The organism is Chryseobacterium panacisoli (assembly GCF_008274625.1).
Taxonomy (GTDB): Bacteria; Bacteroidota; Bacteroidia; order Flavobacteriales; family Weeksellaceae; genus Chryseobacterium; species Chryseobacterium panacisoli.
Genome location: NZ_VTRU01000001.1, coordinates 2204656 through 2229976 on the forward strand (window position 1 = coordinate 2204656; position 25321 = coordinate 2229976).

The following is a 25321-nucleotide window of genomic DNA, read 5'->3' on the forward strand; positions in this document are numbered from 1 at the left end:
AGACTACTATCTTCTATTCTTTGTTATTGAATTATTTATCACCTTAATTTCGTTGATAAAGACAGATCCAGGTATTTCAGACTTTGGTAACTTCCTTCTTCCAGCACCCAGCCTTTTAAGTTAAACCTTAATCGTTTTCCATCTTCCTTTTTTGAATAAGATAAAAGCAACGATGGTAATCAGGGTTTCTGCGGCAGGAATTGAAATAAAGACCCCTTTTGGTCCCAGGTCAAAGTATTTTGATAAAAAATATGCTAAAGGAATCTGAAACAGCCAGAATCCAAAAAGATTAACCCAGGTAGGCGTCCATGTATCACCGGCCCCATTGAATGCATTGATCATTACCATACCGATTCCATAGAAAATAAACCCTGTACTCATAATCTGAAGGGCATTTTTAGCAAAATCTTTAATAGCAGTTTCCTGAGTAAAAAAACCAACTAAAAAATTTCCCATAAAAATAAATATCAGGCTTACGATGAGCATAAAGATGACATTATATTTCACCGTCTTCATTACGGACTGTTCTGCTCTCAGCATTTCATTGGCTCCCATATTCTGTCCTACCAGTGTAGATGCCGCATTACTCAGTCCCCAGGCCGGAAGCATAAAGAACATCATCAGTCTTAAAGCTGTCTGATACCCTGCTGAAGCATTCTCACCTCCTGTTGTAGCTACGAGTTCCGCAAGAAAAATCCAGCTGCATGAAGCAATGACAAACTGAAAAATTCCGGGAGTTGCAATTTTTATAATGGATTTTATTAATTCATAATTGGGTTTAAAATAAGGAATCTTTATACGGATTTGGGTATCAGCTACTAAAAGATGATATAACTGGTAAATTACCCCGATACTTCGACCTATTGTTGTCGCCAAAGCAGCCCCGGTTAATCCCAAAGCAGGAACAGGCCCTAATCCTTTTATCAGGAGTGGGCATAGAATAATATTGGCAATATTTGCTATCCACAAGCTTTTCATAGCAATCATCGCATTTCCTGCACCTCTGAAAATACCATTGATTAAAAATAAAAGCATAATAATGGTACTGCTTCCCATCATAATTCTGGTAAAATTCTTCCCATAGGCTGCTGCTTCAGGCTTTGAGCCCATCAGGATCAAAATTTCTTCAGCATAGATCACTCCCAGTAAACTTAAAACAAAAGTAATAGCAAAGGAAACCAATAATACCTGTGCAGCACTTCTGGAAGCCTGCTCCGGGTTTTTCTCACCAATCCTTCTTGCTACCAGCGCTGTTGCCGCCATACTCATACCGATCGCAATAGAATACATCACTGAAAGTACAGATTCGGTAAGCCCTACAGTCTGAATGGCAAAACCACTTTCTTTCAGGTGTCCGACAAAATAGAGATCAACCAGCGCAAACACAGATTCCATGGCCATTTCCAGCATCATCGGGATTGCTAAAAGTAATACAGCACTTCTGATATTTACCTTCGTAAAGTCGGTTTCTTCACCACTGAACGCCTTTTTTAAAAACTCGATATATCTTGTCATGATTTCTTTTAGTTTACTTAGCAAAAGTATTCATTCAAAAGCAATTAAAAGTTGGCATATGAAAAGTTTTTAATCACTGCTGAATACTGGTTACTCCAGTAAAAAACTCAAATTAAAAAAAATAAAATAAAATTTACAACAAATATTTATCGTAATACGATAAATATTTATACATTTACAACAATTAAAAATTATAATTGCATGAAATTAATTGGTGAAAAATCAGCCTCCACAGTTTTACATAAAATTCTGCTGGTAGTTTCAATAGTTCAGCTGCTGTATTTAGGTTATTTAATTTTTGGATTCATTGTAGCATATCTCAATATACATCAAGGGACACACTATTTATCCGGTACTTTTAAAACCGGAGATTTCAACAATGAAGCCCCAAAAACAGCTGCTGATTCATTAACCTTTGAATTCAACATGCCATTAACCGGCTCTGTAATCAGAGGAAACTATACCCTGTATACCTTTATTTCAATTATATTTTTCATTGGGTTTTACAGTCTGTTTACTTTTTATCTGTTCAGAATTTTCAAAGGAATGAGCAAAGAGATTATTTTTAATATAAAAGTAATCCGAGACCTCAGACTATTTTCTATCCTCAATATAATTTTCATCCCGGTTTATTGTGCCGTTTTATATTTCATGGATAAATCTGTATACAGTATAGATCCGATGTTTATATTACTTCACCTCACCTTAGGAATCATGATCCTTTTCATTATGGAGTTTTTTAAAAAGGGGTATGAATTACAAACAGAAAATGACTTAACAATATAATTATGCCGATCATTATCAATATTGATGTAATGCTTGCAAAAAGAAAAATGCAGTCCCAGGAATTGGCTGAAAAAATAGGGATTACACAGGCCAATCTATCCATTTTAAAAAACGGAAAAGCCAAAGCTTTAAAAATTTCAACGTTAGAAGCCATCTGTACAGCACTGGATTGCCAGCCTGGTGATATATTAGAATTCAAACCTTAAAATCAATAATATGAAACTCAGTTTAACCTTAAGAACAATCATTTTGACATTGGTTGTATTTTCAACATTTACAAGTGCTCAAGAACTGACTAATGAACACAAACAAATGCTGAAGTATGATAATACCGCCTATTTTAATACTCTGATCAATAAAAATAACATCAATACCTGTTATCAGATTGAAAACAATACCTATACTTTATTAGGCTTAACCATCAAAATGAACAGTAAAGAGATATTCCAAAAACTGATTGATGAAAAAGCAGATTTGGACAAAGTATGCGACGGAAAGACCCCCTTGATGTTTGCTGCAAAATATGGAAATACAGAATTCGCAAAGAAACTCCTGGCCAACGGAGCAAAAAAAGAGATTAAAACATCAGCAGGTTACACAGCTCTGGATTACGCCCGAAAATATGAGAAACCAGAAATCATTAAGCTTTTGGAGTAATTTTTAACTCATGATATTTAAAACAGTAGTTTTGTAATTCTATAATTAATACTAGAATAATCTGATTAATAGAACGATAATTATTATCAAAACTTAGCAATTGGTAATAAAATTTAATTTAGATTTGTATATTCTTAAAAAGTAGCCCTATGAAAAAAATAATCTCTACTACCTTTCTATTTGGAATGTTACTATCTGGAAGCATGTTCTCTGCTCAGAAGATGACTCAGGAAAAGATGAAAGCCATTTATTCTGATGATGTGGCAACATTTAAAAAACAGTTTGCCCCGGGAGATTACAACAAATGTTTCCTCGTTGGAAATATAGCTTATTCGCCCCTTGGTTTCAGTGTAATGTCTGATAGAAAGAATATTATACATTTCCTTTTGGACAACAAGGCCAATGTTAATAAAAAATGTCAGAATAAAACACCTCTTGAAGTAGCTGATGATACAAAAGGTACCGAAGAAATAAAGAAAATTCTTACAGAAAAAGGTGGTAATAGAAATTAAAAAACCTGAAAACAATATACGAAACTTCCGAAAGGAAGTTTTTTTTATTTATAAAACCTGCAAAAATCTTATCTTTGCCAACGAAAAATTCAAGGTTCGGAATTGAACCTTAAACATTGAACTTTAAACAAATAATTATGTTTCGATCACACACCAACGGAGAGCTATCTCTGAAAAATCTGAATGAAGAAGTTACACTATCAGGATGGGTACAAACTATCCGTGATAAAGGATTTATGATTTGGGTAGATCTTCGAGATCGTTACGGAATTACCCAGCTGGTTTTTGACCAAGAGCGCTCTTCTGCACAACTGATGGAAGAAGCTAAAAAACTGGGCCGTGAATTTGTGATTCAGGCTACCGGAAGAGTTATTGAAAGAGTGAGTAAAAACCCTAATATTCCAACAGGGGAAATTGAAATTCTGGTAGAAAAACTAACTATTCTGAATGAATCTCAGCTGCCTCCCTTCACTATTGAAGATGAAACAGATGGCGGTGAGGAATTAAGAATGAAATACAGATATCTGGATATCAGAAGAAATCCGGTAAAAGATAAACTGATCTTCCGTCACAAGATGGCACAGAAAGTAAGAAATTATTTATCTGATGAAGGTTTCATTGAAGTGGAAACACCTGTTTTGATCAAGTCTACTCCGGAAGGGGCAAGAGATTTTGTTGTACCAAGCAGAATGAACCCAGGACAGTTTTATGCATTGCCACAGTCTCCACAGACTTTTAAACAGCTATTGATGGTAGGCGGAATGGATAAATATTTCCAGATTGTAAAATGTTTCCGTGATGAGGATTTAAGAGCCGACAGACAGCCGGAGTTTACACAGATCGACTGTGAAATGGCTTTCGTAGAACAGGAAGATGTCATGAATGTATTTGAAGGAATGACTAAAACTCTTATCAAAGATATTACAGGTCAGGAATTCGGAGATTTCCCAAGAATGACTTTCGCAGATGCGATGAGAAAATACGGAAATGACAAGCCGGATATCCGTTTCGGAATGGAGTTCGTAGAACTGAATGAACTGGTAAAAGGAAAAGACTTTAAAATATTTGATGATGCAGAATTAGTTGTCGGAATCAATGTAGAAGGATGTGCAGACTATACAAGAAAACAGATTGACGAGCTTGTTGATTGGGTAAAACGCCCTCAGATTGGAGCTTCAGGAATGGTATGGGCTAAATTCCAGAATGATGGAGTGAAAACCTCATCAGTGAACAAATTCTACAACGAAGACGATTTAGCAAAAATCATCGAAAAATTCGGAGCTAAAGAAGGAGACTTAATGTTGATCCTTTCCGGAAACGAAAATAAAGTAAGAGCTCAGCTTTCTGCTTTAAGAATGGAACTTGGAAACCGTTTGGGATTAAGAAAAGGAAACGTGTTTGCACCACTTTGGGTAGTTGACTTCCCTCTATTGGAATTTGACGAAGAAAGTGGCCGCTACCATGCCATGCACCATCCGTTTACTTCTCCAAAACCGGAAGATATCCATTTATTGGAAACAGATCCTGGAAAAGCAAGAGCCAATGCTTACGATATGGTTCTTAACGGAAATGAAATCGGAGGGGGATCTATCAGAATTTTTGACAGAGAGCTTCAATCCAGAATGTTTGATTTGTTAGGATTCACCAGAGAAGAGGCAGAAGCTCAGTTTGGATTCCTTATGAATGCCTTCAAATACGGAGCACCACCACACGGAGGTTTGGCATTCGGCTTTGACCGTTTGGTAGCAATACTTGACGGAAATGAAGTGATCAGAGATTATATCGCATTCCCTAAGAACAATTCGGGACGAGATGTAATGATCGATGCACCGGCTTCAATTGCTGATGCACAGCTCGACGAACTGGAATTACAATTAAATTTAAAAGCATAAATGTAAAGCGGGGTATTTGCCCCGCTTTTTTTTATATACTAAATCTCAGCACACTTCATTAATTTGTTAATGGAATACACTTTACGTTAGTATAAAGTACATTTTTATTTAACATATCAATCGTCAGTGAAATAACTTAATTTAAAATTTGATAGTAAAAATTAATACAAAAACGAAAAATAATCGAAATTAATACACAATTTAAACAAAATCATAATAAAACAATAATTATATTATGTTATATACAATCATAATTTTTTATTAATATATTTACGACATACAGCTGAATTATAATGAAGACTTAATCAAAACTTAGGATTTGGTTAATTTTATAATCTTTTGCGTATGATCATAATATAGCTGTTCATATTTAGCCTGATCACCAAACCAATATTAAATAATATGAAAAGCAAACTATTACTCTTATCAGCATGCCTTGTTTTGGCACTGAATTCATGCAGGTCTGACACTGAAAATGCACAGGCAGATTCAACAGATCTTACAACCACGAAACTAGACAATGCAAAGATTCACAAATTACTGATTAACGGAAAATATACGTACGTTAATGAAGTTAATGGTGAATATTTTTATGCAGATGATATTACTATCAGCGCTGAACAGTTTGACAAATTAAAGATGCAGGCCAATTCAGAAATGTCAACCGTTGAGAAAAGCACCATTGTAAGCTCCTTTATCAAGACATGGCCGAATGCAACAGTCTATTATACATTACCCAGTCAGGGAAGCCTGAGTACTCAGAATTATAATACGTTCCTTACCAATATCAACAAAGCGTTTGATATGATCTCTTCGCAAACCAGTATGCAGTTTGTTGAACGCACCAATCAAACAGAATATATTACTTTTACTTATACAACATCCAATAGTTCTCCGCTTGGATGGCAGAAAAACAGAGTGAACGGTATTAAAATTTATAATATTACTTACCCCGCAATTATTGCTCACGAAATCATGCATTCTATGGGAATCATGCATGAGCAATGCCGTCCGGACAGAGATCAGTATATCATTGTAGATACTAACAAAGCAACAGAAGGAAGCCGTCATAATTTCAATCTTTACAATGATTACGCAGGACATGGTGCATTTGATTTCGGATCAGTCATGATGTACCAGTCTACAGACTTTGCAATAGATCCAAGCCAGCCTGTAATGACAAAATTGGATGGCTCTACTTTTACCAAGCAGAGAACAGGATTATCTGCCGGTGATTACGCTGGAATAAATCATTTGTATGGACCTGTTAATGCTACTTCTGCAATCAACGGAACTTATACCATGACAACAGCTTTAGCGAATGATAAAAATCTGGATATTTCCGGAAGTTCCACTACGGACGGTACCAGCATAATTCTGTATTCAGCTTCTACAGGGAATAACCAGAAATTTACTTTCAGCAAATCAGATCATGGGTATTATACCATCAAATCTATATTGGATCCTACAAAGGTGTTAACCGTAAAAAGTAATGGAACAACGAACGGAACAGCTGTTGAATTAAGAACCAATGCTAATACAGATGCTCAGAAATGGCTATTATTCAATCTGGGAAACAATGGCTTTGGGTTTGCACCTAAGAATGCACCATCATTGAGATTAGAGGTAAAAAATGGATTAACAACTAATCTTACCCCTATTGTCATCGGCACTACGGATCAAACGGTTCAGCCTTCTACAAAGCAACGCTTTATACTTACAAAAGTAAACTAAGCTTTTTCACCCAAATAAAGAGGTTAGGAAATACATTTCCTAACCTCTTTCTGTTTATAAGATATAATTATTTGCCGGTCAATTTTAACATTTCATTTCTTCCCGGCCCGGTTGAAAGATAGGCCACCGGAATTCTCAATTCTGCTTCTAAGAATGACAGAAACTCAATAACTTCTTTGGGTAATTCTGAAGGACTCTTCATCGTAGAAAAATCAGCATTCCAACCATTCATCCATTTCAGTATTGGCTTTCCATTTTCCGGAAGTAAACCTGAAACAGATACTATCTCTCCATTTTCCAGTTCATAATGAGTACAGACTGCTACAGATTTCAATCCGCTTAAAACATCTGCTTTAGTTAGAACCAGCTGAGTTACTCCATTAATCATTACAGCATATTTTAAAGCAGGTAAATCCAGCCAGCCTGTTCTTCTCGGACGTCCTGTATTGGAGCCAAACTCATTTCCTTTTGTTCTGATCTCTTCACCCAATTCATCAAACAGTTCTGTTGGAAAAACTCCGTTTCCTACTCTTGTACAGTAAGCTTTAGCAATCCCAAATACCTCACCGATATTTTTCGGTGAAACACCCAGCCCACTGCTCGCTCCTGAAGCTGTGGTGGAAGAAGAAGTAACATAAGGATAAGTTCCGTGGTCAATGTCAAGCATAGCAGCCTGAGATCCTTCTGCCAATATTGTTTTTCCTTCTGCAAGAGCATTATTTAAATATATTTCTGTTTCAGTACATCTGAATCTCTTCAGAAACTCTACCGCTTCAAAAAACTCATTGCTGATTTCCTCCAAAGAAGGAAGCTCCATTCCTCCTGCGGTCAGCATTTTATAATCTCTTTCTACAATATGCTGTACTCTGCTTCTAAAGTCCGGAGCATACATATCTCCTACTCTTACATTCTGTCGTAAAATTTTATTTGAATACGCCTGTGCAATCCCGTTTTTGGTGGTCCCGATGGTTATGTAATCAGAACTTTCTTCCATAAAAACATCCAGAAGTTTATGAGTAGGCAGTACAAAGTGAGCTTTAAGAGAAATAATCACATTGTTTTCAGGCTGAACAGTGTTATCAAATGTCTGAAGATTTGTAATTTCTTTTTTAAAACTTACAGGATCCAGAACAGTTCCCGTCCCGATCACATTCTGTACCCCTTTCATAAAGATCCCCGAAGGAATCATTTTAAGCGTTATTCTGCGCCCGTTTCTTTCAATGCTGTGCCCAGCATTAGAACCACCGTTAAAACGTGCTGTAATGTTATAATTTTCACTGATAAGATCAATAAACTTCCCTTTACCTTCATCTCCCCATTGTAATCCTAATACAATATCCATATTTGTACTTTAATTTTTATGAAGCAAAGCTATGACAGTCAGCAAGAAAGGCCATTGTCATTTGGCAAAAAGAGATTGGATGCGAAATTAGAAGCTAGATGTTAGAAGTTAGTATAAACTCTCCAACTCTATTATTCTCCACTCACAATATCAATTATCATTATAATTTTAGACTATATTTCTTCTGATCCGGCTCAATGATGAAGGTGTCACACCAAGATAAGATGCCAGCATAGATTGCGGTACTCTGTTGGCAAGCCCGGGATAATGATTTAAAAAGTGAATATAACGTGATTTTGCATCCTGATTCAGCATGATACTCGCTACCTTCAGTTTATTCTCCACAACAAAAGCATGGATTCTCGCAAATAATATGGGCCAGACTGTTATTTTCTCTTCCAGTATTTGAAAATGCTTACGATCTATCACCAGCAATACAGCGTCGGTAATCGCTTCAATATCTTCGTGAGCAGGCAGCTGATCCGTAAATCCCTGAAAATCTCCGATAAACCTTCCTTCATAGATAAAATACCGGGTAAAATCATCTCCCTGTTTATTATAATATAAAGACCGGAAAACACCTTCCTTTACAAAAGCAATTCTTTGGCTCACCTTTCCTGCTTCTATAAAAGGATCTCCTTTCTTTACAGTAATTTCCTGAATTCCTTCAGCAATCAAAAGCTCATCCTTAGGATTCAGTGTCCCGAATTTTTTGATATAATTAAAAAGCTCTTCCATATTTTTTGTAACCACGGATTACGGAAATATAAAGGTATAAAAGTCGGAGCTAAAAACAATTGTCATTTGACAAAAAGCCGGTTAAAGGTACCACACAGGCCTCCAACGGCATGTTAATTGCTTGATTTTTAAAAACGTAAGACAATGAAAGCAATTTGGAATGGTGCCATTGGCTTCGGTTTAGTCAACATTCCTGTTAAAATTTATTCGGCAACGGAAACCACAAAACTGGATCTCGATATGCTCGACAAATCTGATTTTTCCAATATCCGTTTCAAAAGAGTCAATGAAAATACAGGAAAAGAAGTAAAATGGGAAAATATCGTCAAAGGTTATCTCATGGACGACAAATATATCGTTCTCGATGAGGAAGATTACGAAGCGGCAAGCCCCGAAAAGTCAAAAATTCTCTCTATTGACCAGTTTGTAAAGGAAGCGGAAGTAGACAGTGTGTATTTTGAAAATCCTTATTATCTGGAACCTCAGAAAAATGGGGAAAATGCCTACAGGCTTTTAATGAAAGCTCTTGAAAAAACGGCTATGGTAGGAATTGGAACGTTTGTGCTCCGTGAAACAGAAGCTATTGGAATGATCCGTCCGTACAAAGATGACATCCTCGTTCTCAATCGTTTAAGGTTTGATCAGGAAATAAGGGATTATAAAGATTTAAAAATTCCCGCTCAAAAAGCTCCGAAACCGGCAGAACTTAAAATGGCGGTTAACCTTATTGAGCAGCTTTCCCAGCAATTTGATCCTGCGATGTACAAAGACACCTATTCTGATGAATTGATGAAAATCATCAAGCAGAAAGCAAAAGGCAAAAATATAAAAGCTAAAAAAGCACAGCCTGCAAAAGAAGGTAAAGTGATTGACCTCATGGCACAGTTAAAAGCCAGTCTGAATACCTCTAAATCCAAATCTGCATCGTAATGGCTCTCAAAGATTATAATGAAAAACGAAAGTTCGATGAAACCAGCGAACCTAAAGGAAAAACCAAAAAAAGCAAAGATAAACTGATTTTTGTGATTCAGAGACACGCTGCATCCAGACTTCATTATGATTTCCGGCTTGAAATGGAAGGTGTACTGAAAAGCTGGGCTGTTCCGAAAGGTCCTTCTTTAGACCCAAAAGATAAACGTCTGGCCATGATGGTGGAAGATCATCCCTACGATTATAAAGATTTTGAAGGGAATATCCCTGAAGGAAATTATGGTGCCGGACAAGTGGAAGTTTGGGACAGTGGGACTTATGAACCTTTGGAAGAAAACACCAAACTTTCTGATGAAAAAGAGCTGCTGAAAGAATTGCATGCCGGTTCTTTAAAATTCATTTTACATGGTAAGAAACTGAAAGGCGAATTTGCCTTGGTTAAAATGAAAAACACAGAGGATAATGCATGGCTGCTCATCAAACACAAGGATGAATTTGCCGAAAGCCCTTATGATGCTGAAGAAAACACTTCACCCAAATCTTTGGTCACCCAATTTTTAGAGGAAAAAAAAAGTCTAAAAATAAAAGAAAAAAAGAAATCATAACTTCTGAGAAGCCGTTCAGAAGTTTTAATTCTTTAACGAACGAAAAAAAATTAAAGTCTTTCATAAAACCCATGCTGGCTAAGCTTTCCGAAGAAGCCTTCAATGATAAAGATTGGATTTTTGAAATAAAATGGGACGGCTATAGAGCCATTACCGACTTAAGCCATGACACTCCTCTCTTCTATTCACGAAACGGAATTTCCTTTTTATCCAAATTTGAAAAAATAGCACTGGAATTCGAAAAACAGAAACACCACATGATTCTGGATGGTGAAGTTGTTGCGTATGACGAACAAGGGAAACCTAATTTTCAGTTTTTGCAGCAGATTGGAGACAATCCCGATTCTGCTCTTGTCTATCATGTTTTTGACCTTCTATGGCTGAATGGTCATTCTACCGAAGACCTTCCCCTTATTCAGCGAAAGGAACTTTTAAAAGAGGCTCTGACAGAAACTGATCGTATTAAATATTGTGATCACATTCCGGAAAAGGGTATTGAATTTTTTTCACAGATGAAAAAAATGCAATTGGAAGGCATGATTGCAAAACGGGCAGAAAGCCTATATATAGAAAATCACAGAACCAGTGACTGGCTTAAAATCAAATTTTCCAATACGGAAGAGGTTATTATCTGTGGTTTCACAGAACCCAGAGGTTCACGAAAAAGTTTCGGTGCTCTGATATTAGGAAAATATTTGAATGGAAAGCTTACTTACTGCGGACATACGGGAACAGGTTTCAATAATGCTTCTTTAAAAGAACTTTACCAGAAACTTCAGAAGCTGGTTGTAAAATCATCGCCATTCGAAACTATTCCAAAGACCAATATGCCGGTAACATGGACAAAGCCTGAACTGATTTGTGAAATAAAATATTCTGAAATTACACGGGATGGAATCTTCAGACATCCTGTTTTTATAGGGTTACGAGAAGACAAAGACCTTAAAGAGATCAAAGATTCATCCTTCACCGAAAAATCTAAAGAAATGAAAACGAAAGCATCATCAAAAAAAACTGAAGTTTCTGAGACAGAAAAAGAGATCACTTTGGACAAACATATGGTAAAACTGACGAATCAGGATAAAATTTATTTCCCCAAAGACGGTATTACTAAAGGAGATGTCATTGATTATTATCAATCAGTAGCTGCTTATATTCTGCCTCATTTAAAAAACCGTCCGCTTTCCCTTAACCGCTTTCCGAATGGAATTGAAGAACAGAGCTTTTATCAGAAAGATGCTGGAGATCATATCCCAGACTGGATAAAAACCACACAAGTCTATTCTGAATCCAATGATAAATACATCGACTATATTTATTGCAATGACAAAGCAACTCTAGCCTATCTGAATAATTTAGGCTGTATAGACCTGAACCCCTGGAACAGTTCTTTGCCGGATCTTGAGCATCCTGATTATCTGGTTTTAGACCTTGATCCATCTTCCAAAAATACATTTGATGAGGTGATTGAAACAGCACTCCAGGTGAATGAGGTTTTAAAAACAATTAAAATAAAAGGCTACTGCAAAACTTCCGGAAGTACAGGAATTCATATTTATATTACCATGGGAGCTCATTATGATTTCGACCAGGTAAAAGACTTTGCCCATATTCTTATGAAGCAAGTCAATGACAGACTTCCTAAGATCACTACTTTAGAACGGAGTCTTCAAAAAAGGGATAACAAAAAAATCTATCTCGATTATCTTCAAAACAGGACGGGACAAACCCTGGCAAGTGCATACAGCCTGAGGCCTAAACAAGGTGCTTCAGTTTCTATGCCTTTGGATTGGAATGAATTAAAACCCGGATTGAAACCTACTGATTTTAATATTAATAATGCTCTGGAAAGGATCAAAGAGAAAGGAGATTTGTTCAAACCAGTTTTGGGTAAGGGAATTGATATGATGAAGGCTTTGGAATTGCTGCAAAATATTGATTAAAAAAAACTCCTACATCATTGTAAATGCAGGAGTTTCTTAAAAAAATTAAATCTAATTATTGATTATAAACGTGAATATCCCGTTGTGGAAAAGGAATTCCAATTCCTGCTTTATCGAGAGCTTCTTTACAACCGATGATCAGTTCTTCGTTCATAGCCCAGTAATTTTCTATAGAAGTGCTTACCCTTACTGACAAATTCACAGCGCTTTCTCCCAGTTCTGTAACCACTACCTGCGGAACAGGGGTTGCAAGAGCATACTGATTATTTTTGATAACGTTCGTTAAAAGCTCTTTGGTCTGCTTAAGATCTGCATCATATGCAACTCCGATATCCAATGCTGTTCTTCTTGTTCCCAGCTGGGTAAAATTGGTAATACTGTTATTTGAAACTACACCATTAGGAATAACGATCAACTGGTTTTGTGATGTAACCAGTTTTGTATGGAAAATATCTATTGCCTGTACCGTCCCTGAAACTCCTGAATTGGTAGAAATAAAGTCGCCAATTTTAAAAGGTTTTAATAATAAAATTAAGATTCCCCCTGCAAAATTCGTCAGGGATCCCTGTAAAGCCAAACCTACCGCTAAACCTGCTGCACCAATCATAGCCACAAATGCAGAGGTCTGCACTCCCAATTGAGTTACAACAACAATAAACAACAGAATATTAAGACCCCAGTTAATAATATTCAACAGAAAATGTCGCAGAGAAGCTTCCATATTACGTTTTATAAAAGCTTTTTCAACCAGCTTTTTAATCATTCTGATCATCCAAGAGCCGATTAGATAAATTAATAATGCAGAAATAACTGCAGTAAAAACTCTCGGTGCCCATGAAATCGCTGAAGAAATTAACGTGTCCCAGTGTTGTTGAATCTTGTTCAATTCTAAATCGTCCATTTTATATCTATATGTTTACTATTTATATTGATGAGATAATAAGTTCTGCAGGATTTAAAAATGAAATTGAATAGCATTTATCTAAAAAGAAATTTACCTTACACTTCAAAAGTGAAAGGAAATGATATTATAGATTAAAATAGATTGACAGCAGAACAGATTGTTTCAGCTTACTCAATAATCATTCAGAAATTGAATCTTGCAGGAAGAAATAATTTTTCGGTCATAGAATTACAAAAACGATACCGAAGTCGAATTATTAAGGAAAATTAATCTTCTATAAAACTTTTATTGATTAATTATTTACTTTTAATGAAAAACAGAGAAAGAACAACGTCAGCAATTTTCTTTGCATATCACAGGAGAAACATTTTCTTCAGCATCAGGTTTTGAATGATCTGCTATGATACTTTCAAGGATTTTGTTCAAAAACATTCTCAACTACAGCATTAAGGCAGTTTCGCAACAAGTCCTTCCGGAAGTAATTTCAGGATATAATAAATAATTTTCCATTTAAAATTCGGAACAATGGTAAAAGAACTTCCTGCATTGACAATATATTTTGCCACATAATCAGGTTCCATGATCAGGGATTCGTTCAATTCTAATCCTTCATTGATCTTTGTTCTGATATACCCAATCACCAAAGCATTTACAGTGACTTTTCGGGAAGTCAACTCCTGCCTCAATCCGGCCAAAAACTGAGTAAATGCAGCCTTTGTACTTCCGTAGACGAAATTACTTTTTCTTCCTCTTACTCCGGACAATGAAGAAAGACCGATGATCCTTTCAAGGTTTTTATTACTCTCATCCATTGCAATAATGCTCAGGATAGAGACTCCCCCCATATAATTGACTTCCATCATTTGCCTGGCACCTTTGAAATCAGCCAATGCCTTTTGATTGTCAACTAAAAAACCTGCAGCATATACTACAATATGAGGTTTTGTGGGAAGATCAGAGTAAAATTCCTGATGTGAATCAAAATCTGCTGCATCAAAAAACAAAACAGAAACTTTTGAAGAGTCCAGATGATTTGAATGAATAAAATCATCCAAAGATGTTGTATTTCTGGAAGCAGCAATCACTGTAAATCCTTTTTCAACATATTGCTTTATACATTGTTTTGCTACATCTGAATTAGCTCCCAGAATAAGAACCGTTTTGTTTGTGTTTTGATTCATAGGACAAAGATAATTTTATTAAACACTAATCCCAAATGAATACAAAATCTGCTTAATCCTCTTCATTATATTTTACTCTGTTCAGTAAGTCGTATAAAAAAATTGCGGCGGGTGAACTTCGTTCACCCGCCGCAGCTAAAATATTTTCAGACTGAATTATTTTTTTTCTTCAGTTGCTGTTTCTTTTTTGTCATCCGCTTTATCTGCAGATTTTGTTTTATCTCCAAAACGGGATTCTGTCATTTCTCTGGAAACTGCCGCTTTTTCAAATTTCAGTTTTCCGGATAATGTTTCAATAACAAAACCATCATCCTGAACCTGAGCAATTCTTCCGTGAAGACCTGAGGTAAGAACTACTCTTGTTCCTACTTTAAGGTTTTCCTGAAAGTTTTTCTCCTGTTTTTGTTTTCTCATCTGAGGTCTGATCATCAGGAAATAAAATCCTACAAACATCACCCCCATCATGATCAGCATCATAGGTGAAGATCCACCTGCTGCCTGTAAAAATAGTGTCAACATATTTTAAATATTATGGTTGAATGTTTGCTGTGAATGTTAATCTGATTGGAGCTTTTTCTACGTTTGCAAAAACATCTGCATATTTCTGAACGTTTCCGTCAAAGCTTGAAGAATCAAAGTGTAATGTCACTTTTCCTTTTTTACCTGGCATAATCGGTTCTTTTGTAAAATCAGGAGCAGTACATCCGCATCCTGGCTTCACTTCAGAAATGATTAAAGGATTTTTTCCGGTATTGGTAATTTCATACACGTGTTCTACTTTATCTCCTTTTTTGATTTTCCCAAAATCGAAGCTGTTTTCAGATAGAGCAACAGAAGTAGATGGTTCGTTAGAAACCGGAGCCGCTGCTTCACCAGTTACAGGTGCTGCTGCAGAATCAGTGGTTACCGGAGCCGCAACAGCTGCAGAATCAGTAGTTGCAGTTTCAGTACTTTGAGCTTCTTTGTTTTCTTTTTTACATGAAACTAACCCAAAGCCTATAATAGACAAGGCGATAATTGATAACGTCTTTTTCATTTTATATTCTATTTTGATCTTTACAATATTTATCTAAAATACCATTGATGAAGATATTGGAACGGTCAGTAGCAAATACTTTTGCAATTTCAATATATTCATTAATAATAACTCTTGAAGGTGTGAAAGCAAAATTATCAAGTTCTGCAATCGCTGTAGACAAAATGACTTTATCCATTAAAGAAACTCTTTCCAGATCCCAGTTCTCCAATCTTTCTCCCAGTTTCTTTTCATTGTTTTCCCAGTTGTTCAGAGTATCTCTCAACAATTTTGCAGCGAAAGTCTTATCTTCTTCATCTTTAATCATTTTAATTAAAGTTCTGCTTTCTTCATCTTCTCTCAGAAAACCGATTGTTTTTTGTACCATGGAGTTGGCAATGTGAATATCATCATACCATGAAAGTTCTTTATCTCCCAGATAATCATGAAAATCTTCATTTTCAGCGATATATCTTAAAAATAATTTTCCGATAAACTTCTGATCTTCTTCAAAAGAATATCCATCTTCTTTCATGAAATCCTGGTAACGCTTTCCGGCAGTGATTCTTTGGAAAGTTTTTACCAATAGGTCATCATGCATATCCCATTTCAACTGCTTATGCTGGCCTGTAAAAAATAATCTTTCAGGATTTTCTTCCAGTTTAAGCAATACTTGGTTATTGATGAATTTTTGGTTAGGATTAATATCAGCATCAGTTTTAAGAAATTTATTCTTACCAATTTCGATCTGGTTCTCTGCCAAATCTTTCAGACCCACCAAAAAATTGAGCTGATAGATGTATAGATAATAGATTTTCTCTATCCCGGCAAACATGTTTTTCTCTAAAACATCAAATTTTACAGGGTTTTGGTAGTATGAATACACTGTCTGTACTACTTTTTCACGGATTTGTCGTCTTCCTAACATTCAAAGAGCTTTTTTATGGGTGCAAAGATACAAAATTTAAAATTGATGAAATTCGTAGTGTGATGACATTTTTGTAATTTTGTCAAACTATATGAAAGCGCTAAAAACCTTAAACCCCTATTTTTGGAAACACAAAATACTGCTGTTTTGGGGGGTACTATTTATCATTGCCAGTAATTTCTTTAATATATATAAGGTTCAGTTTGTAGGAAAATCTGTAGATGAGCTTACAAAAAACGGGAATCTTGGCTTCAACCATCAGGTTTTGATCTATGTTGGAATCATTGTTGGATGTTCTCTTTTAACCGGATTCTTCACGTTTATGATGAGGCAGACCATCATTGTGGCTTCCAGGAGGATAGAATACGAGCTTAAAAATAAAATTTACAGACATTATCAGGACTTATCATTAACAGATTATAAACAGACCACCATCGGAGACTTAATGAACAGATTGAGTGAAGATGTGGTTGCTGTAAGAATGTATCTTGGTCCCGGAGTGATGTATGTAGCCAACCTTATCGTCCTTGTACTGATTACAGCCATTTATATGGTAAAAACGGATGCTTCCATGACGATGTGGACTTTACTACCGCTTCCGATTTTATCTTTTGCAATCTATAAGGTAAGCTCAATCATTAATAAGAAGTCGAAAATTATGCAGAAAAGCCAGTCCGCAATTTCAACTTTTGTTCAGGACAGTTTTTCAGGAATCCGTGTAGTAAAATTTTTCGCCAGAGAAAAATACATTGAAAAAAACTACGGAATAAAGGTAACAGATTATCAGAATAAAGCATTGGATCTGGCAAAAACAGAAGCGTATTTTTTTACTATTATTCTCTTTGTAATCGGGCTGCTGAATGTGGCTATCATTTGGATTGGAGGAACCAAATATATTGCCGGAGAATTAAGTATCGGTAAGATTGCAGATTTCTTCATGTATATCAACACGCTGATTTTCCCATTCTCCATGGTTGGATGGGTAACTTCTGTAAACCAGAGAGCTGAAGCATCCATGCAAAGAATCAATGAATTCATGGATAAGAAATCGGAAATCATTAATACCAATTTTGAAAGCTATCCTATTAAAGGTGATATAGAATTCAGGAATGTTTCTTATGTATATCCGAATACAGGAATTAAAGCCCTGGATAACCTAAGCTTTAAAGTTAAAGCCGGAGAATCTTTGGCCATCATGGGTAAAACCGGAAGCGGAAAATCAACAATTGCCTTACTTTTATGCAGGTTGATAGATCCCAGCGAGGGAGAGATTCTGATTGATGGTAAAAACCTGAAAGATCATAATCTTACTAACTACAGAAATTTTATTGGATATATTCCTCAGGAGAGCTATTTATTCTCAGATTCTATAGAAAACAATATAGGTTTTGCCATTGATCATCCTTCTCATGAGAAAGTGGTAGAATATTCAAATATTGCTGATGTTCACAAAAATATTGTAGAGTTTAAAGAGCAATATAAAACACTTGTAGGTGAACGCGGGGTAATGCTTTCGGGGGGACAAAAGCAGAGAATTTGTATTGCAAGAGCCTTGATTAAAGACCCGAATATCATCATTTTTGATGATTCATTGTCGGCTTTAGACACCGAAACGGAGCAGAATATTCTGGAAAATATCGATAAAAAAATAAGTAATGCTACTTCCATAATCATCACACACAGAGAGTCTAGCGCTCAAAAAGCTGATCAAATTATCAACCTTACTGAAATTGCCAATTCTGTAACTGCTTAGCCGTTTCGTTCTCAATTGTTAAATAAATCATAAAAAAAATTTTGTGATTAAAAGAATTCTTTTATATTTGTTCTTAACAAGATTAAAAAATATCTAACAATGAGTGAATACAAGGAACGCCATGAAAATGAGATTTTCACGAAGGTGTTAAAAGCAGGGAGAAGAACTTATTTCTTTGATGTGCGTGAGACGAAAGCAGGAGATTATTATCTTACAATTACTGAGAGTAAGAAAAATTTCGGAGAGAATGGGGAAGCTACATTCGAGAAGCATAAAATTTACCTTTATAAGGAAGATTTTAAGAGTTTTCAGGAGATGTTTAATGAGTCCACAGATTTCATCATTAATGAAAAGGGTGAGGATGTAATTTCAGAAAAACATGATAAAGACTTCAAAAGCAAATCATTCACAATTGATTCTGACGACGAAGTTTAAAAAAGAATATCTAAAAACACAAGCATCTGAAAAAGATGCTTTTTTTATAGCCTAAAATCAGACAATTCATCCGCAATTATATTGGGTTATTTATACAAAAAAAACGGGCTAAAAGCCCGCTCTATTAATAACTTATTAACTACTGATTTTCTTACTTTACCGATACTATTTCTTTCGATTCCTGCTTACTGAAAGATGAAGATTTCATAAAACTGAATAATTCACTCGGAATCTCATTCTGGCAAGGATCCGTCATTTTACTAGGGCTAGGATTAGGATTACTATTGATAACTTTTGCAGCAGAAAACATGACAATACCTCCATCTTTTCTAAGGGTAACCAGTTCATCGTTTTGTGAGTTTGGATCAAAGTTTCCAAAACACATTACATTATTTTGGGTTTGCAGGATAGGAAACTTTTCAGAAATATTACTTGATAAGGTGTTTCCGTTTAATTTAAATAGTTTATAATCTCCGTCAAAATTACTGTGAGCAATAATTTCATCAGCTCCATTACCATCAAGATTTCCAACGGCTAATCCTCTCCATTCTGAAGCAGCTCCCCATAATGTATGTTCAGCGATCTTTGTCATTATTCCATTATCATCTATATCATAAACATGTATTCCGTTATATGCTGTATTCGATGAATTGACAAGTAATACGATCTCATCTTTATCATCATTATCCAGATTGCCTGACGCTACTGCTGCAATTTTAGAATCTGCGGGTAGATTAAGAGCATTAATATAAACCGACTGGGCAGTAGTTCCATTAAATTTATATACAATTACTTCTGTATTATAGTTTCTGGCTACAATAAAATCATCTTTTCCTCCACTAATAAAGTTTCCGGCAGTTACTCCTGCCCAATCAGAACCCATTCCCCAACCTATGATTTTATCACTTTCAACAATATTATTATTTTCAATTTTTAAAATGTAAATACCATTATCAGCACTATTAGCATGATTACTTAATGCTACCATCTCACTTTTAGTATCACCAAAAAAATCACCAGCAGCTATTCCTCTCCAATCATATGAATTTCCATAAACTTTACTGTTGGGAAACTTATAAAATGTCCTCCCCTGGGGTTTCATAATACTTATCATACCATCAAAATTTCTGATTACAGCAAATTCATCTTTATCAGTTCCATAAAAGCGTCCATTGGCAACCCCTCTCCAATCAGAACCACTTCCCCATTCATGATTTGTGTTGGTAGGCACTATTAACTTTTCATGGGCTGCTAAAAGTGCAATTGTCAGAGAAGAGTAATAAGACAAATTATCGATCGGTATTTTAGTATAGTAATTTTCAGCCGCATATAAATCAGCTATTAGCTGATATATTTCCGGACTATATTCTGATAAAATCAACCATCTATAAGCAATATAACTACCATAATCTGCTACTCCGTTTTTAACGTCAGTCTTAACATTCCAATTTTTTTGATTATCACTTACTGCACCATTAACAAATAATGGAGATTGGTATATATTTTTTGTTAAAGTTTTGGCATAGGCTACCATATCCGAGTTTGTATAAATAGAAATTCCATTATTTGAGATATTATATTTATAACATTCATAAGGAAAGCTTACAGTCAAGCCGGCATGGGAAATATCATCTGTTATATATATAGAATTTTTCCAATATTCCCAAGTATATGCACCAAGGTTAGTATCAAGAAATGTATTTGCTTTTATAAAATTAGCAAGAGCAAGAGCCTGGTCAAAATATTTTTTTTGCCAAGTAGCCCTGTACATCTGTACCAATACTCTGCCCATTGCGCTTTGCATATTAAAAGGTAAAATAGCCCCACCATAATTTATTGGTGGATTATCATTTCGTTCTTTATAATAACCTATATTCCCAGATTCTGTATACCATTGATCTTTATGATAATCAATGGTTTCTATTACTCTTTGTATAAGGTCATCAGCAATGGTGATAAAAGTCATATTATGATAACGTCCTCCTGATTGATACAAAATATTTTGAATTGTGCTATCATTTTTAATAATAGCTGCGAACTTGGCCATTGGATAAGTGATATTAGCACTATGCACCACATGAGCATAAGTTTTTCCATCACCTGGGGTTGTATTATAATGATCGGTTGACCATGCAGCACCAGAAACTCCTCGGTAATCGGATATATTACTTACACCAGCTTGTGGTGGCTGCAACTGATCTCTAAGATCATCTCTTCTATCAATAACATTACCCATACATTGTATTAAAGTATTAGCATATTTAGGATCATGCGTTGTTTCATACATCAATACCAATGCTTCCATATGAGCAGATGCTGCCCATGAAAAATCAAGTTGATTTCCACTTTCAGAATAACCAAGGTGTACATCATACCCCATGCTGTCAAACATGCTTTTATAGTAGGATTGAGCATAAGATTTTAGTACAAATAACAGGGTGAAGACTGTAAAGATTTTTTTCATGTTAAGAGTTTTGATTTGAAATAATTTAAAGAAAATTATTCCCTTGATTTTGGCTAAACAAATATAAAAGTTTCAATCACCAAACCATGAATTTATTTTTAGGAACTTAAAGAGAACCATTTTTGCCCACTAACATACAAATTATAAGCGTGAGATGGAAAAAGCCTTTAGAAAGAATGTGAAAAAAGTAGTACCTATTATTATTGAAACAGGTATAAAATAAAAAAAGTACACTTTTAAAAAGTGTACTTTCTTTGGGTGAATGAGGGGTCTCGAACCCCCGACCTTCGGAACCACAATCCGACGCTCTAACCAACTGAGCTACAATCACCGTTTTGTGAGTGCAAATATAGGACATTTTCCTCAACTACCAAACAATTCCATCAAAATTTTTCAAAGAAATTAATTTCTCAGACGTAAATCCCTCAGCATAAGTAACTCCCGATAACCGCCCTAAATCCTGTGCACGATAAGTTAAGCTCTCATAAAAGTCTTTTGTGGTAATCGGAGTTTCTGGTTCTTTAGAAGCGGGATCATAAAATTGAGTTTTATAGGCCATACAGGATGCAATTTTTGTATCCAGAAATTCTGAAATGTCAATAACGAACTCCGGTTTGATATCTTTCCACTGAATATAATGAAAAATATGCTTAGGTCGCCACACCTCCTGGTTCTCTCCTTCTTCTACAGTCTCTATTTTTCTCAGTCCGGACAAAAAGCACGCATCAGACACTAATTTCGCTCCTTTTGCATGATCCGGATGTCTGTCATCAATTGCATTGGCTAATACGATTTCCGGGCGGTATTTGCGAATCATTTTTACAATTCTCATTTGGTATTCTTCAGAGTTGACCAGAAAACCATCTTTCATTCCAAGATTCTCTCTTGCTGAAAGCCCCAAAATTTTAGCAGCATCTGCCGCCTCAGCCTTTCTTGTCTCATCTGTACCTCTTGTTCCTAGTTCACCTCTTGTAAGGTCTACAACTACACATTTTTTACCCTCTGAAACCATTTTAGCAATAGTCCCGCCACACCCCAGTTCTACATCGTCAGGATGTGCTCCAAAAGCAAGTATATCAATTTTCATATAATTCAAAGATAAGGTTAAAAATAAAAACTTCCCAAACATTACGAATGGGAAGTTTTAATATCTATAATTTACATTTTAAATTACTTATTGATCTCTGCATTTAATTTTACAGCGTCCTGATAAGTAGGATCTAACTGTAAAGATTTAGCTACATAATCTTTTGCTTTTGCAGCATCAGAATCTTTGCTCATATAAGCTACTGCAAAGTAAGCATAAGCAAGAGTCTGTTTGTTGGCTTCCTGATCAGCAGGTTTTACTGTGCTGATAAATTTTTCATAAGCTAATTTTGCAGCATCATTGTTTCCTGCCTGTTGATAAGAATATCCCTGGCTGTAATAAGCCGGAGCCCAATCAGGAAGAAGAGCTGACATTTTTTGCCATGTAAGAATTGCCCCATTCCAGTTTTTAACATCTTGATATGCTGTTGCCAACTTGAATAATGCGTCAGAATCCTGAGCGTTAGCCGCAACCTGCTTTTTCAATGCTTCAATGGCAGGGTTAGTAGGTCCTTTATCAACATCTGCCTGAGAAGCACCTCCACCACCTGCGATGTTAGCAAGTTCAAGATCCCACTTCATTGTTTCATCTTTAGCAGCTTTTGCAATAGCAACTTTCTGCTGAGATTCCGTCATTAAAGCTGATTTTTTAGCAGCATCTTTTTCATCTTTTGCTAGACCTGCTGCAATAAGACCTTGTAAACCTTGGTCAGCAGGCTGTACTCTTGTTTTCTCAGCTTGAGAAACAAAAGTATCCATATTTTGCTTAGCATCTGCATAGTTTTTATCTGCGTATGCATTGTAAGCTCTTAATTTGAACTTAATAGGATCCTCAATTTTATCAAAAATCTTATCTAATACCATTTTAGAGTTTGCATAATCTTCGTTTGTGAAGTATAGTTTTGCAATTTCTAACTGAGTATACGGATCTTCATCAGCATATTTTGTATAGTTGATAAGGTCTTGTGTAGCCTTTGCATTCTGTTGATATCTGATATCATAACCAGCTAATGCTTTATAGGCAGGAGCGTAAGTAGCATCTACACCAATTGCTTTATCAATGTTCTGCTTAGCTTGTTGCCATTGTTGTGCAGCCATCCACAAAGTTGCCATTCTTGTATAAACGGAAGCTTTATTTTTAGCAGTAGGTAACGCTTTATCATAAGCAGACATAGCCTCTCCCGGCATTCTTTTTAGTCTGTAAGCATCTCCTAATGTATAATAGTAATGTGCAGGAACACCTTTTTTCTCAGCTTTTTCAATCGCTTTAGTCAAAAACTGGATAGCAAGATCAGGTGAACTGTTCTTTTCAAATAGAGTTAAAGCTTCTGCAGCTCTGAACATAACTTCAGCATCCTTTTCTCTTGAATCAGTCACTACTTTCTGAATTTCAGCTACGGCACTTTTATCGCCTTTACCTAATTTAACAGCAGCTAAACCGATTTTGTTAAGATAGCTTTTTGAATCAGCAGCTAATCCTTTATTGAAGCTTTCAATTGCTTTAGCGTAATCTGGCTCTCCCTGTCTTAAGAAAGTATTTCCCAAATAGAAGTAGTTTTCAGCTGTAGGCTCTTTAGCGATCATTTCAGTGAAATTTGTTTTTGCCTGAGCAAATTTATCACTGTCTATACTGTTAATACCATCCTGCAGTGTCTGTGCAGAGGCAAAACCGGTAAAAAATACCACGGCTGCTCCAAAAGCAATCTTCTTTACATTCATATTCATTATATCTTTCATTTTATATTTTCTAATAATTGAGTTATATTCTACACAATTTTCAGACCAAATCCATATTTTTAATAAGTCTAAATTGTGAATTTAATATTTTTTAACGCATCTGCACCTCTCTCTTATAAATATTATAAGGCTGCAGACCTTCTTTCTGAACAATTTTTTGGCCTAAATGGGTGCATGAAAATCTAATAAATCCGTTGGCAATATTAAAATTACCTTCATTAATTAAAAAATAAAGAACTCTTGTAAATGGATATTCCATTGTACGAAGCCCTTCAAAATCTGCATTGTATAATTTTCCTTTTTCTACAACAGGGAGAACTTTAACCATTTCTCTCAGTTTCTCAGAAGTTTTATCATAAGGACGGCTAAAAGTATTAAGCCCTACAACCCCTATTTTATTGGGATATTTTCCTAATTCCTCTATGATCCTCTGATTTCCCGGAATAATAGAAAATTGAAGGTCCTTTGGTTGTTTTTTTAATTTTTCAGCGACAAAATTCAGATTACTTGAGTTGGTTCCATCAAAGATGAATTCTTTTTTATCAGACATCAGTCCGTTGTTGATTTCCTCCATTGAAATACTTTCTTTCGGAGAATCTTTAGGAACTACAAAGACGACTCCATCTGCAGCAAATTTAGCAGGAAGAAACTTTAAGTCTGTTCTTTCTTCGTATGTTTTTATTTCTTCAGGAGTAAGATTCCTGGACATTACCACCACTTTAGCACTTCCCTTCAGTAGATCCAGAAGTCCTAAATCTTCTTTTTTGGTTTCTACTTTGATGTGAGTTTCAGGGTAATTGATCATATAGCCGTCAGCTAGTGCTTCAGTAACACTTTGAAAGGACTCGTCAGTAAAAATTGTAAGATCACCTTTATGGTAAGAAGGAGCATTTTTCTCCTTTTTGCAGCCTGCAAGTACCATGCTTAAAACAAAAATTACTGCAAGCTTAAAACTATTCTTCATTTCTCGATTTTTTAATTCTTGAGATCGCCCTGTAAATTCTGAAAATACCATAGATAACCAGTACTACACCTAGTGCATAGGCAACAGCAGGTTCCAAAATAGTAAAGAAGAATTTGTAGACAATCACTACAATTCCTAAAACGATATAAAACACTCCCGTAACCAGGGATAACCAATTGAACATCATGTAACAAAAATAC

24 protein-coding genes and 1 tRNA gene are annotated in these 25321 nt (G+C 35.5%); 11 read left to right on the forward strand and 14 right to left on the reverse strand.

Translation table 11 applies throughout. The features are described from left to right. Positions 1-120: 120 nt before the first annotated feature. On the reverse strand, positions 121-1515 hold the full coding sequence (locus tag FW781_RS09885; RefSeq protein ID WP_149387224.1) for an MATE family efflux transporter: 1395 nt from the start codon (positions 1513-1515) through the stop codon (positions 121-123). Positions 1516-1716: 201 nt separating this feature from the next. Between FW781_RS09885 and FW781_RS09890 the strand changes: the two genes are divergently transcribed. The 6 genes from FW781_RS09890 to FW781_RS09915 all read left to right on the forward strand — a co-directional run bounded on the left by FW781_RS09890 (position 1717) and on the right by FW781_RS09915 (position 7096). After that, positions 1717-2301, forward strand: a complete 585-nt coding sequence (locus FW781_RS09890) for a DUF2975 domain-containing protein (RefSeq protein WP_149387225.1) — start codon at positions 1717-1719, stop codon at positions 2299-2301. Between the two features lie 2 nt (positions 2302-2303). Next, positions 2304-2507, forward strand: coding sequence for a helix-turn-helix domain-containing protein (locus FW781_RS09895; RefSeq protein ID WP_077418859.1), 204 nt, complete (start codon positions 2304-2306; stop codon positions 2505-2507). A gap of 10 nt (positions 2508-2517) precedes the next feature. Further along, positions 2518-2958, forward strand: a complete 441-nt coding sequence (locus FW781_RS09900) for an ankyrin repeat domain-containing protein (RefSeq protein ID WP_149387226.1) — start codon at positions 2518-2520, stop codon at positions 2956-2958. Positions 2959-3107: 149 nt separating this feature from the next. Further along, positions 3108-3470 carry an ankyrin repeat domain-containing protein gene (locus FW781_RS09905; protein WP_139348588.1) on the forward strand — a complete coding sequence of 121 codons (363 nt, stop codon included), beginning with the start codon at positions 3108-3110 and terminating at the stop codon, positions 3468-3470. Positions 3471-3607: 137 nt separating this feature from the next. Then, the gene (gene aspS / locus FW781_RS09910) at positions 3608-5362 is read left to right on the forward strand and encodes an aspartate--tRNA ligase (protein WP_149387227.1); all 1755 of its coding nucleotides are present in this window, start codon (positions 3608-3610) and stop codon (positions 5360-5362) included. 402 nt (positions 5363-5764) lie between these two features. Next, positions 5765-7096 carry a M12 family metallopeptidase gene (locus FW781_RS09915; RefSeq protein WP_149387228.1) on the forward strand — a complete coding sequence of 444 codons (1332 nt, stop codon included), beginning with the start codon at positions 5765-5767 and terminating at the stop codon, positions 7094-7096. Between the two features lie 67 nt (positions 7097-7163). Here the strand turns inward: FW781_RS09915 and FW781_RS09920 are convergent, their stop codons facing one another. Together FW781_RS09920 and FW781_RS09925 are read right to left on the reverse strand one after the other, a co-directional pair. Beyond that, complete coding sequence (locus tag FW781_RS09920; protein WP_149387229.1) at positions 7164-8438, reverse strand: adenylosuccinate synthase; 1275 nt, start codon at positions 8436-8438, stop codon at positions 7164-7166. Between the two features lie 168 nt (positions 8439-8606). Further along, positions 8607-9176, reverse strand: coding sequence for a Crp/Fnr family transcriptional regulator (locus FW781_RS09925; protein WP_149387230.1), 570 nt, complete (start codon positions 9174-9176; stop codon positions 8607-8609). Between the two features lie 144 nt (positions 9177-9320). Here FW781_RS09925 and ku point away from each other — a divergent pair, with 144 nt between their 5' ends. From ku to ligD, 3 genes are all read left to right on the forward strand, one after another. Next, on the forward strand, positions 9321-10106 hold the full coding sequence (gene ku, locus FW781_RS09930) for a non-homologous end joining protein Ku (protein WP_149387231.1): 786 nt from the start codon (positions 9321-9323) through the stop codon (positions 10104-10106). After that, positions 10106-10711 carry a DNA polymerase ligase N-terminal domain-containing protein gene (locus tag FW781_RS09935; RefSeq protein WP_149387232.1) on the forward strand — a complete coding sequence of 202 codons (606 nt, stop codon included), beginning with the start codon at positions 10106-10108 and terminating at the stop codon, positions 10709-10711. The genes ku and FW781_RS09935 overlap by 1 nt, the downstream gene beginning before the upstream one ends. A 71-nt stretch (positions 10712-10782) precedes the next feature. Further along, entirely contained in the window at positions 10783-12654 is a 1872-nt protein-coding gene (gene ligD, locus FW781_RS09940; RefSeq protein ID WP_149387233.1) for a DNA ligase D, read from the forward strand. A 55-nt stretch (positions 12655-12709) separates the two neighbouring features. Here the strand turns inward: ligD and FW781_RS09945 are convergent, their stop codons facing one another. From FW781_RS09945 to FW781_RS09965, 5 genes are all read right to left on the reverse strand, one after another. Then, the gene (locus tag FW781_RS09945; protein WP_149387234.1) at positions 12710-13555 is read right to left on the reverse strand and encodes a mechanosensitive ion channel family protein; all 846 of its coding nucleotides are present in this window, start codon (positions 13553-13555) and stop codon (positions 12710-12712) included. Positions 13556-14004: 449 nt separating this feature from the next. Beyond that, positions 14005-14739, reverse strand: a complete 735-nt coding sequence (locus FW781_RS09950) for an SDR family NAD(P)-dependent oxidoreductase (protein ID WP_149387235.1) — start codon at positions 14737-14739, stop codon at positions 14005-14007. A 156-nt stretch (positions 14740-14895) separates the two neighbouring features. Beyond that, a complete protein-coding gene (gene yajC / locus FW781_RS09955) occupies positions 14896-15258 on the reverse strand; it encodes a preprotein translocase subunit YajC (RefSeq protein ID WP_149387236.1) in 363 nt (120 codons plus the stop codon). Between the two features lie 10 nt (positions 15259-15268). Beyond that, the gene (locus FW781_RS09960; RefSeq protein WP_149387237.1) at positions 15269-15775 is read right to left on the reverse strand and encodes a DUF1573 domain-containing protein; all 507 of its coding nucleotides are present in this window, start codon (positions 15773-15775) and stop codon (positions 15269-15271) included. A 1-nt stretch (position 15776) separates the two neighbouring features. Beyond that, positions 15777-16682: a transcription antitermination protein NusB gene (locus FW781_RS09965; protein ID WP_149387238.1), complete on the reverse strand. Its 906-nt coding sequence runs from the start codon at positions 16680-16682 to the stop codon at positions 15777-15779. A gap of 91 nt (positions 16683-16773) precedes the next feature. On the opposite strand from FW781_RS09965, the gene FW781_RS09970 reads away from it, so the two are divergent. Beyond that, positions 16774-18435: an ABC transporter ATP-binding protein gene (locus FW781_RS09970; protein WP_149387239.1), complete on the forward strand. Its 1662-nt coding sequence runs from the start codon at positions 16774-16776 to the stop codon at positions 18433-18435. A 99-nt stretch (positions 18436-18534) separates the two neighbouring features. Continuing rightward, a complete protein-coding gene (locus FW781_RS09975; RefSeq protein WP_034701927.1) occupies positions 18535-18870 on the forward strand; it encodes a DUF3276 family protein in 336 nt (111 codons plus the stop codon). A gap of 151 nt (positions 18871-19021) precedes the next feature. On the opposite strand, the gene FW781_RS09980 is transcribed toward FW781_RS09975, so the two are convergent. From FW781_RS09980 to FW781_RS10005, 6 genes are all read right to left on the reverse strand, one after another. Further along, positions 19022-21334 (reverse strand): VCBS repeat-containing protein, encoded by a 2313-nt coding sequence (locus FW781_RS09980; protein WP_149387240.1) that lies wholly within the window; start codon positions 21332-21334, stop codon positions 19022-19024. A 256-nt stretch (positions 21335-21590) separates the two neighbouring features. Continuing rightward, positions 21591-21666: transfer RNA gene (locus FW781_RS09985), tRNA-His, on the reverse strand. Positions 21667-21701: 35 nt separating this feature from the next. Continuing rightward, positions 21702-22421, reverse strand: coding sequence for a bacillithiol biosynthesis deacetylase BshB1 (bshB1, locus tag FW781_RS09990; RefSeq protein WP_149387241.1), 720 nt, complete (start codon positions 22419-22421; stop codon positions 21702-21704). Positions 22422-22504: 83 nt separating this feature from the next. Beyond that, positions 22505-24157 (reverse strand): tetratricopeptide repeat protein, encoded by a 1653-nt coding sequence (locus FW781_RS09995; protein WP_149387242.1) that lies wholly within the window; start codon positions 24155-24157, stop codon positions 22505-22507. A gap of 91 nt (positions 24158-24248) precedes the next feature. After that, the gene (locus tag FW781_RS10000) at positions 24249-25121 is read right to left on the reverse strand and encodes a PstS family phosphate ABC transporter substrate-binding protein (protein WP_149387243.1); all 873 of its coding nucleotides are present in this window, start codon (positions 25119-25121) and stop codon (positions 24249-24251) included. Then, positions 25111-25308: a DUF308 domain-containing protein gene (locus tag FW781_RS10005; RefSeq protein ID WP_172625693.1), complete on the reverse strand. Its 198-nt coding sequence runs from the start codon at positions 25306-25308 to the stop codon at positions 25111-25113. The genes FW781_RS10000 and FW781_RS10005 overlap by 11 nt, the downstream gene beginning before the upstream one ends. Positions 25309-25321: the final 13 nt, after the last annotated feature.

Coding starts and splice junctions, on each gene's coding strand:
- FW781_RS09885 (WP_149387224.1), bottom strand. CDS start 1,515: ATGACAAGATATATCGAGTTTTTAAAAAAGGCGTTCAGTGGTGAAGAA.
- FW781_RS09890 (WP_149387225.1), top strand. CDS start 1,717: ATGAAATTAATTGGTGAAAAATCAGCCTCCACAGTTTTACATAAAATT.
- FW781_RS09895 (WP_077418859.1), top strand. CDS start 2,304: ATGCCGATCATTATCAATATTGATGTAATGCTTGCAAAAAGAAAAATG.
- FW781_RS09900 (WP_149387226.1), top strand. CDS start 2,518: ATGAAACTCAGTTTAACCTTAAGAACAATCATTTTGACATTGGTTGTA.
- FW781_RS09905 (WP_139348588.1), top strand. CDS start 3,108: ATGAAAAAAATAATCTCTACTACCTTTCTATTTGGAATGTTACTATCT.
- aspS (WP_149387227.1), top strand. CDS start 3,608: ATGTTTCGATCACACACCAACGGAGAGCTATCTCTGAAAAATCTGAAT.
- FW781_RS09915 (WP_149387228.1), top strand. CDS start 5,765: ATGAAAAGCAAACTATTACTCTTATCAGCATGCCTTGTTTTGGCACTG.
- FW781_RS09920 (WP_149387229.1), bottom strand. CDS start 8,438: ATGGATATTGTATTAGGATTACAATGGGGAGATGAAGGTAAAGGGAAG.
- FW781_RS09925 (WP_149387230.1), bottom strand. CDS start 9,176: ATGGAAGAGCTTTTTAATTATATCAAAAAATTCGGGACACTGAATCCT.
- ku (WP_149387231.1), top strand. CDS start 9,321: ATGAAAGCAATTTGGAATGGTGCCATTGGCTTCGGTTTAGTCAACATT.
- FW781_RS09935 (WP_149387232.1), top strand. CDS start 10,106: ATGGCTCTCAAAGATTATAATGAAAAACGAAAGTTCGATGAAACCAGC.
- ligD (WP_149387233.1), top strand. CDS start 10,783: ATGCTGGCTAAGCTTTCCGAAGAAGCCTTCAATGATAAAGATTGGATT.
- FW781_RS09945 (WP_149387234.1), bottom strand. CDS start 13,555: ATGGACGATTTAGAATTGAACAAGATTCAACAACACTGGGACACGTTA.
- FW781_RS09950 (WP_149387235.1), bottom strand. CDS start 14,739: ATGAATCAAAACACAAACAAAACGGTTCTTATTCTGGGAGCTAATTCA.
- yajC (WP_149387236.1), bottom strand. CDS start 15,258: ATGTTGACACTATTTTTACAGGCAGCAGGTGGATCTTCACCTATGATG.
- FW781_RS09960 (WP_149387237.1), bottom strand. CDS start 15,775: ATGAAAAAGACGTTATCAATTATCGCCTTGTCTATTATAGGCTTTGGG.
- FW781_RS09965 (WP_149387238.1), bottom strand. CDS start 16,682: ATGTTAGGAAGACGACAAATCCGTGAAAAAGTAGTACAGACAGTGTAT.
- FW781_RS09970 (WP_149387239.1), top strand. CDS start 16,774: ATGAAAGCGCTAAAAACCTTAAACCCCTATTTTTGGAAACACAAAATA.
- FW781_RS09975 (WP_034701927.1), top strand. CDS start 18,535: ATGAGTGAATACAAGGAACGCCATGAAAATGAGATTTTCACGAAGGTG.
- FW781_RS09980 (WP_149387240.1), bottom strand. CDS start 21,334: ATGAAAAAAATCTTTACAGTCTTCACCCTGTTATTTGTACTAAAATCT.
- bshB1 (WP_149387241.1), bottom strand. CDS start 22,421: ATGAAAATTGATATACTTGCTTTTGGAGCACATCCTGACGATGTAGAA.
- FW781_RS09995 (WP_149387242.1), bottom strand. CDS start 24,157: ATGAAAGATATAATGAATATGAATGTAAAGAAGATTGCTTTTGGAGCA.
- FW781_RS10000 (WP_149387243.1), bottom strand. CDS start 25,121: ATGAAGAATAGTTTTAAGCTTGCAGTAATTTTTGTTTTAAGCATGGTA.
- FW781_RS10005 (WP_172625693.1), bottom strand. CDS start 25,308: ATGATGTTCAATTGGTTATCCCTGGTTACGGGAGTGTTTTATATCGTT.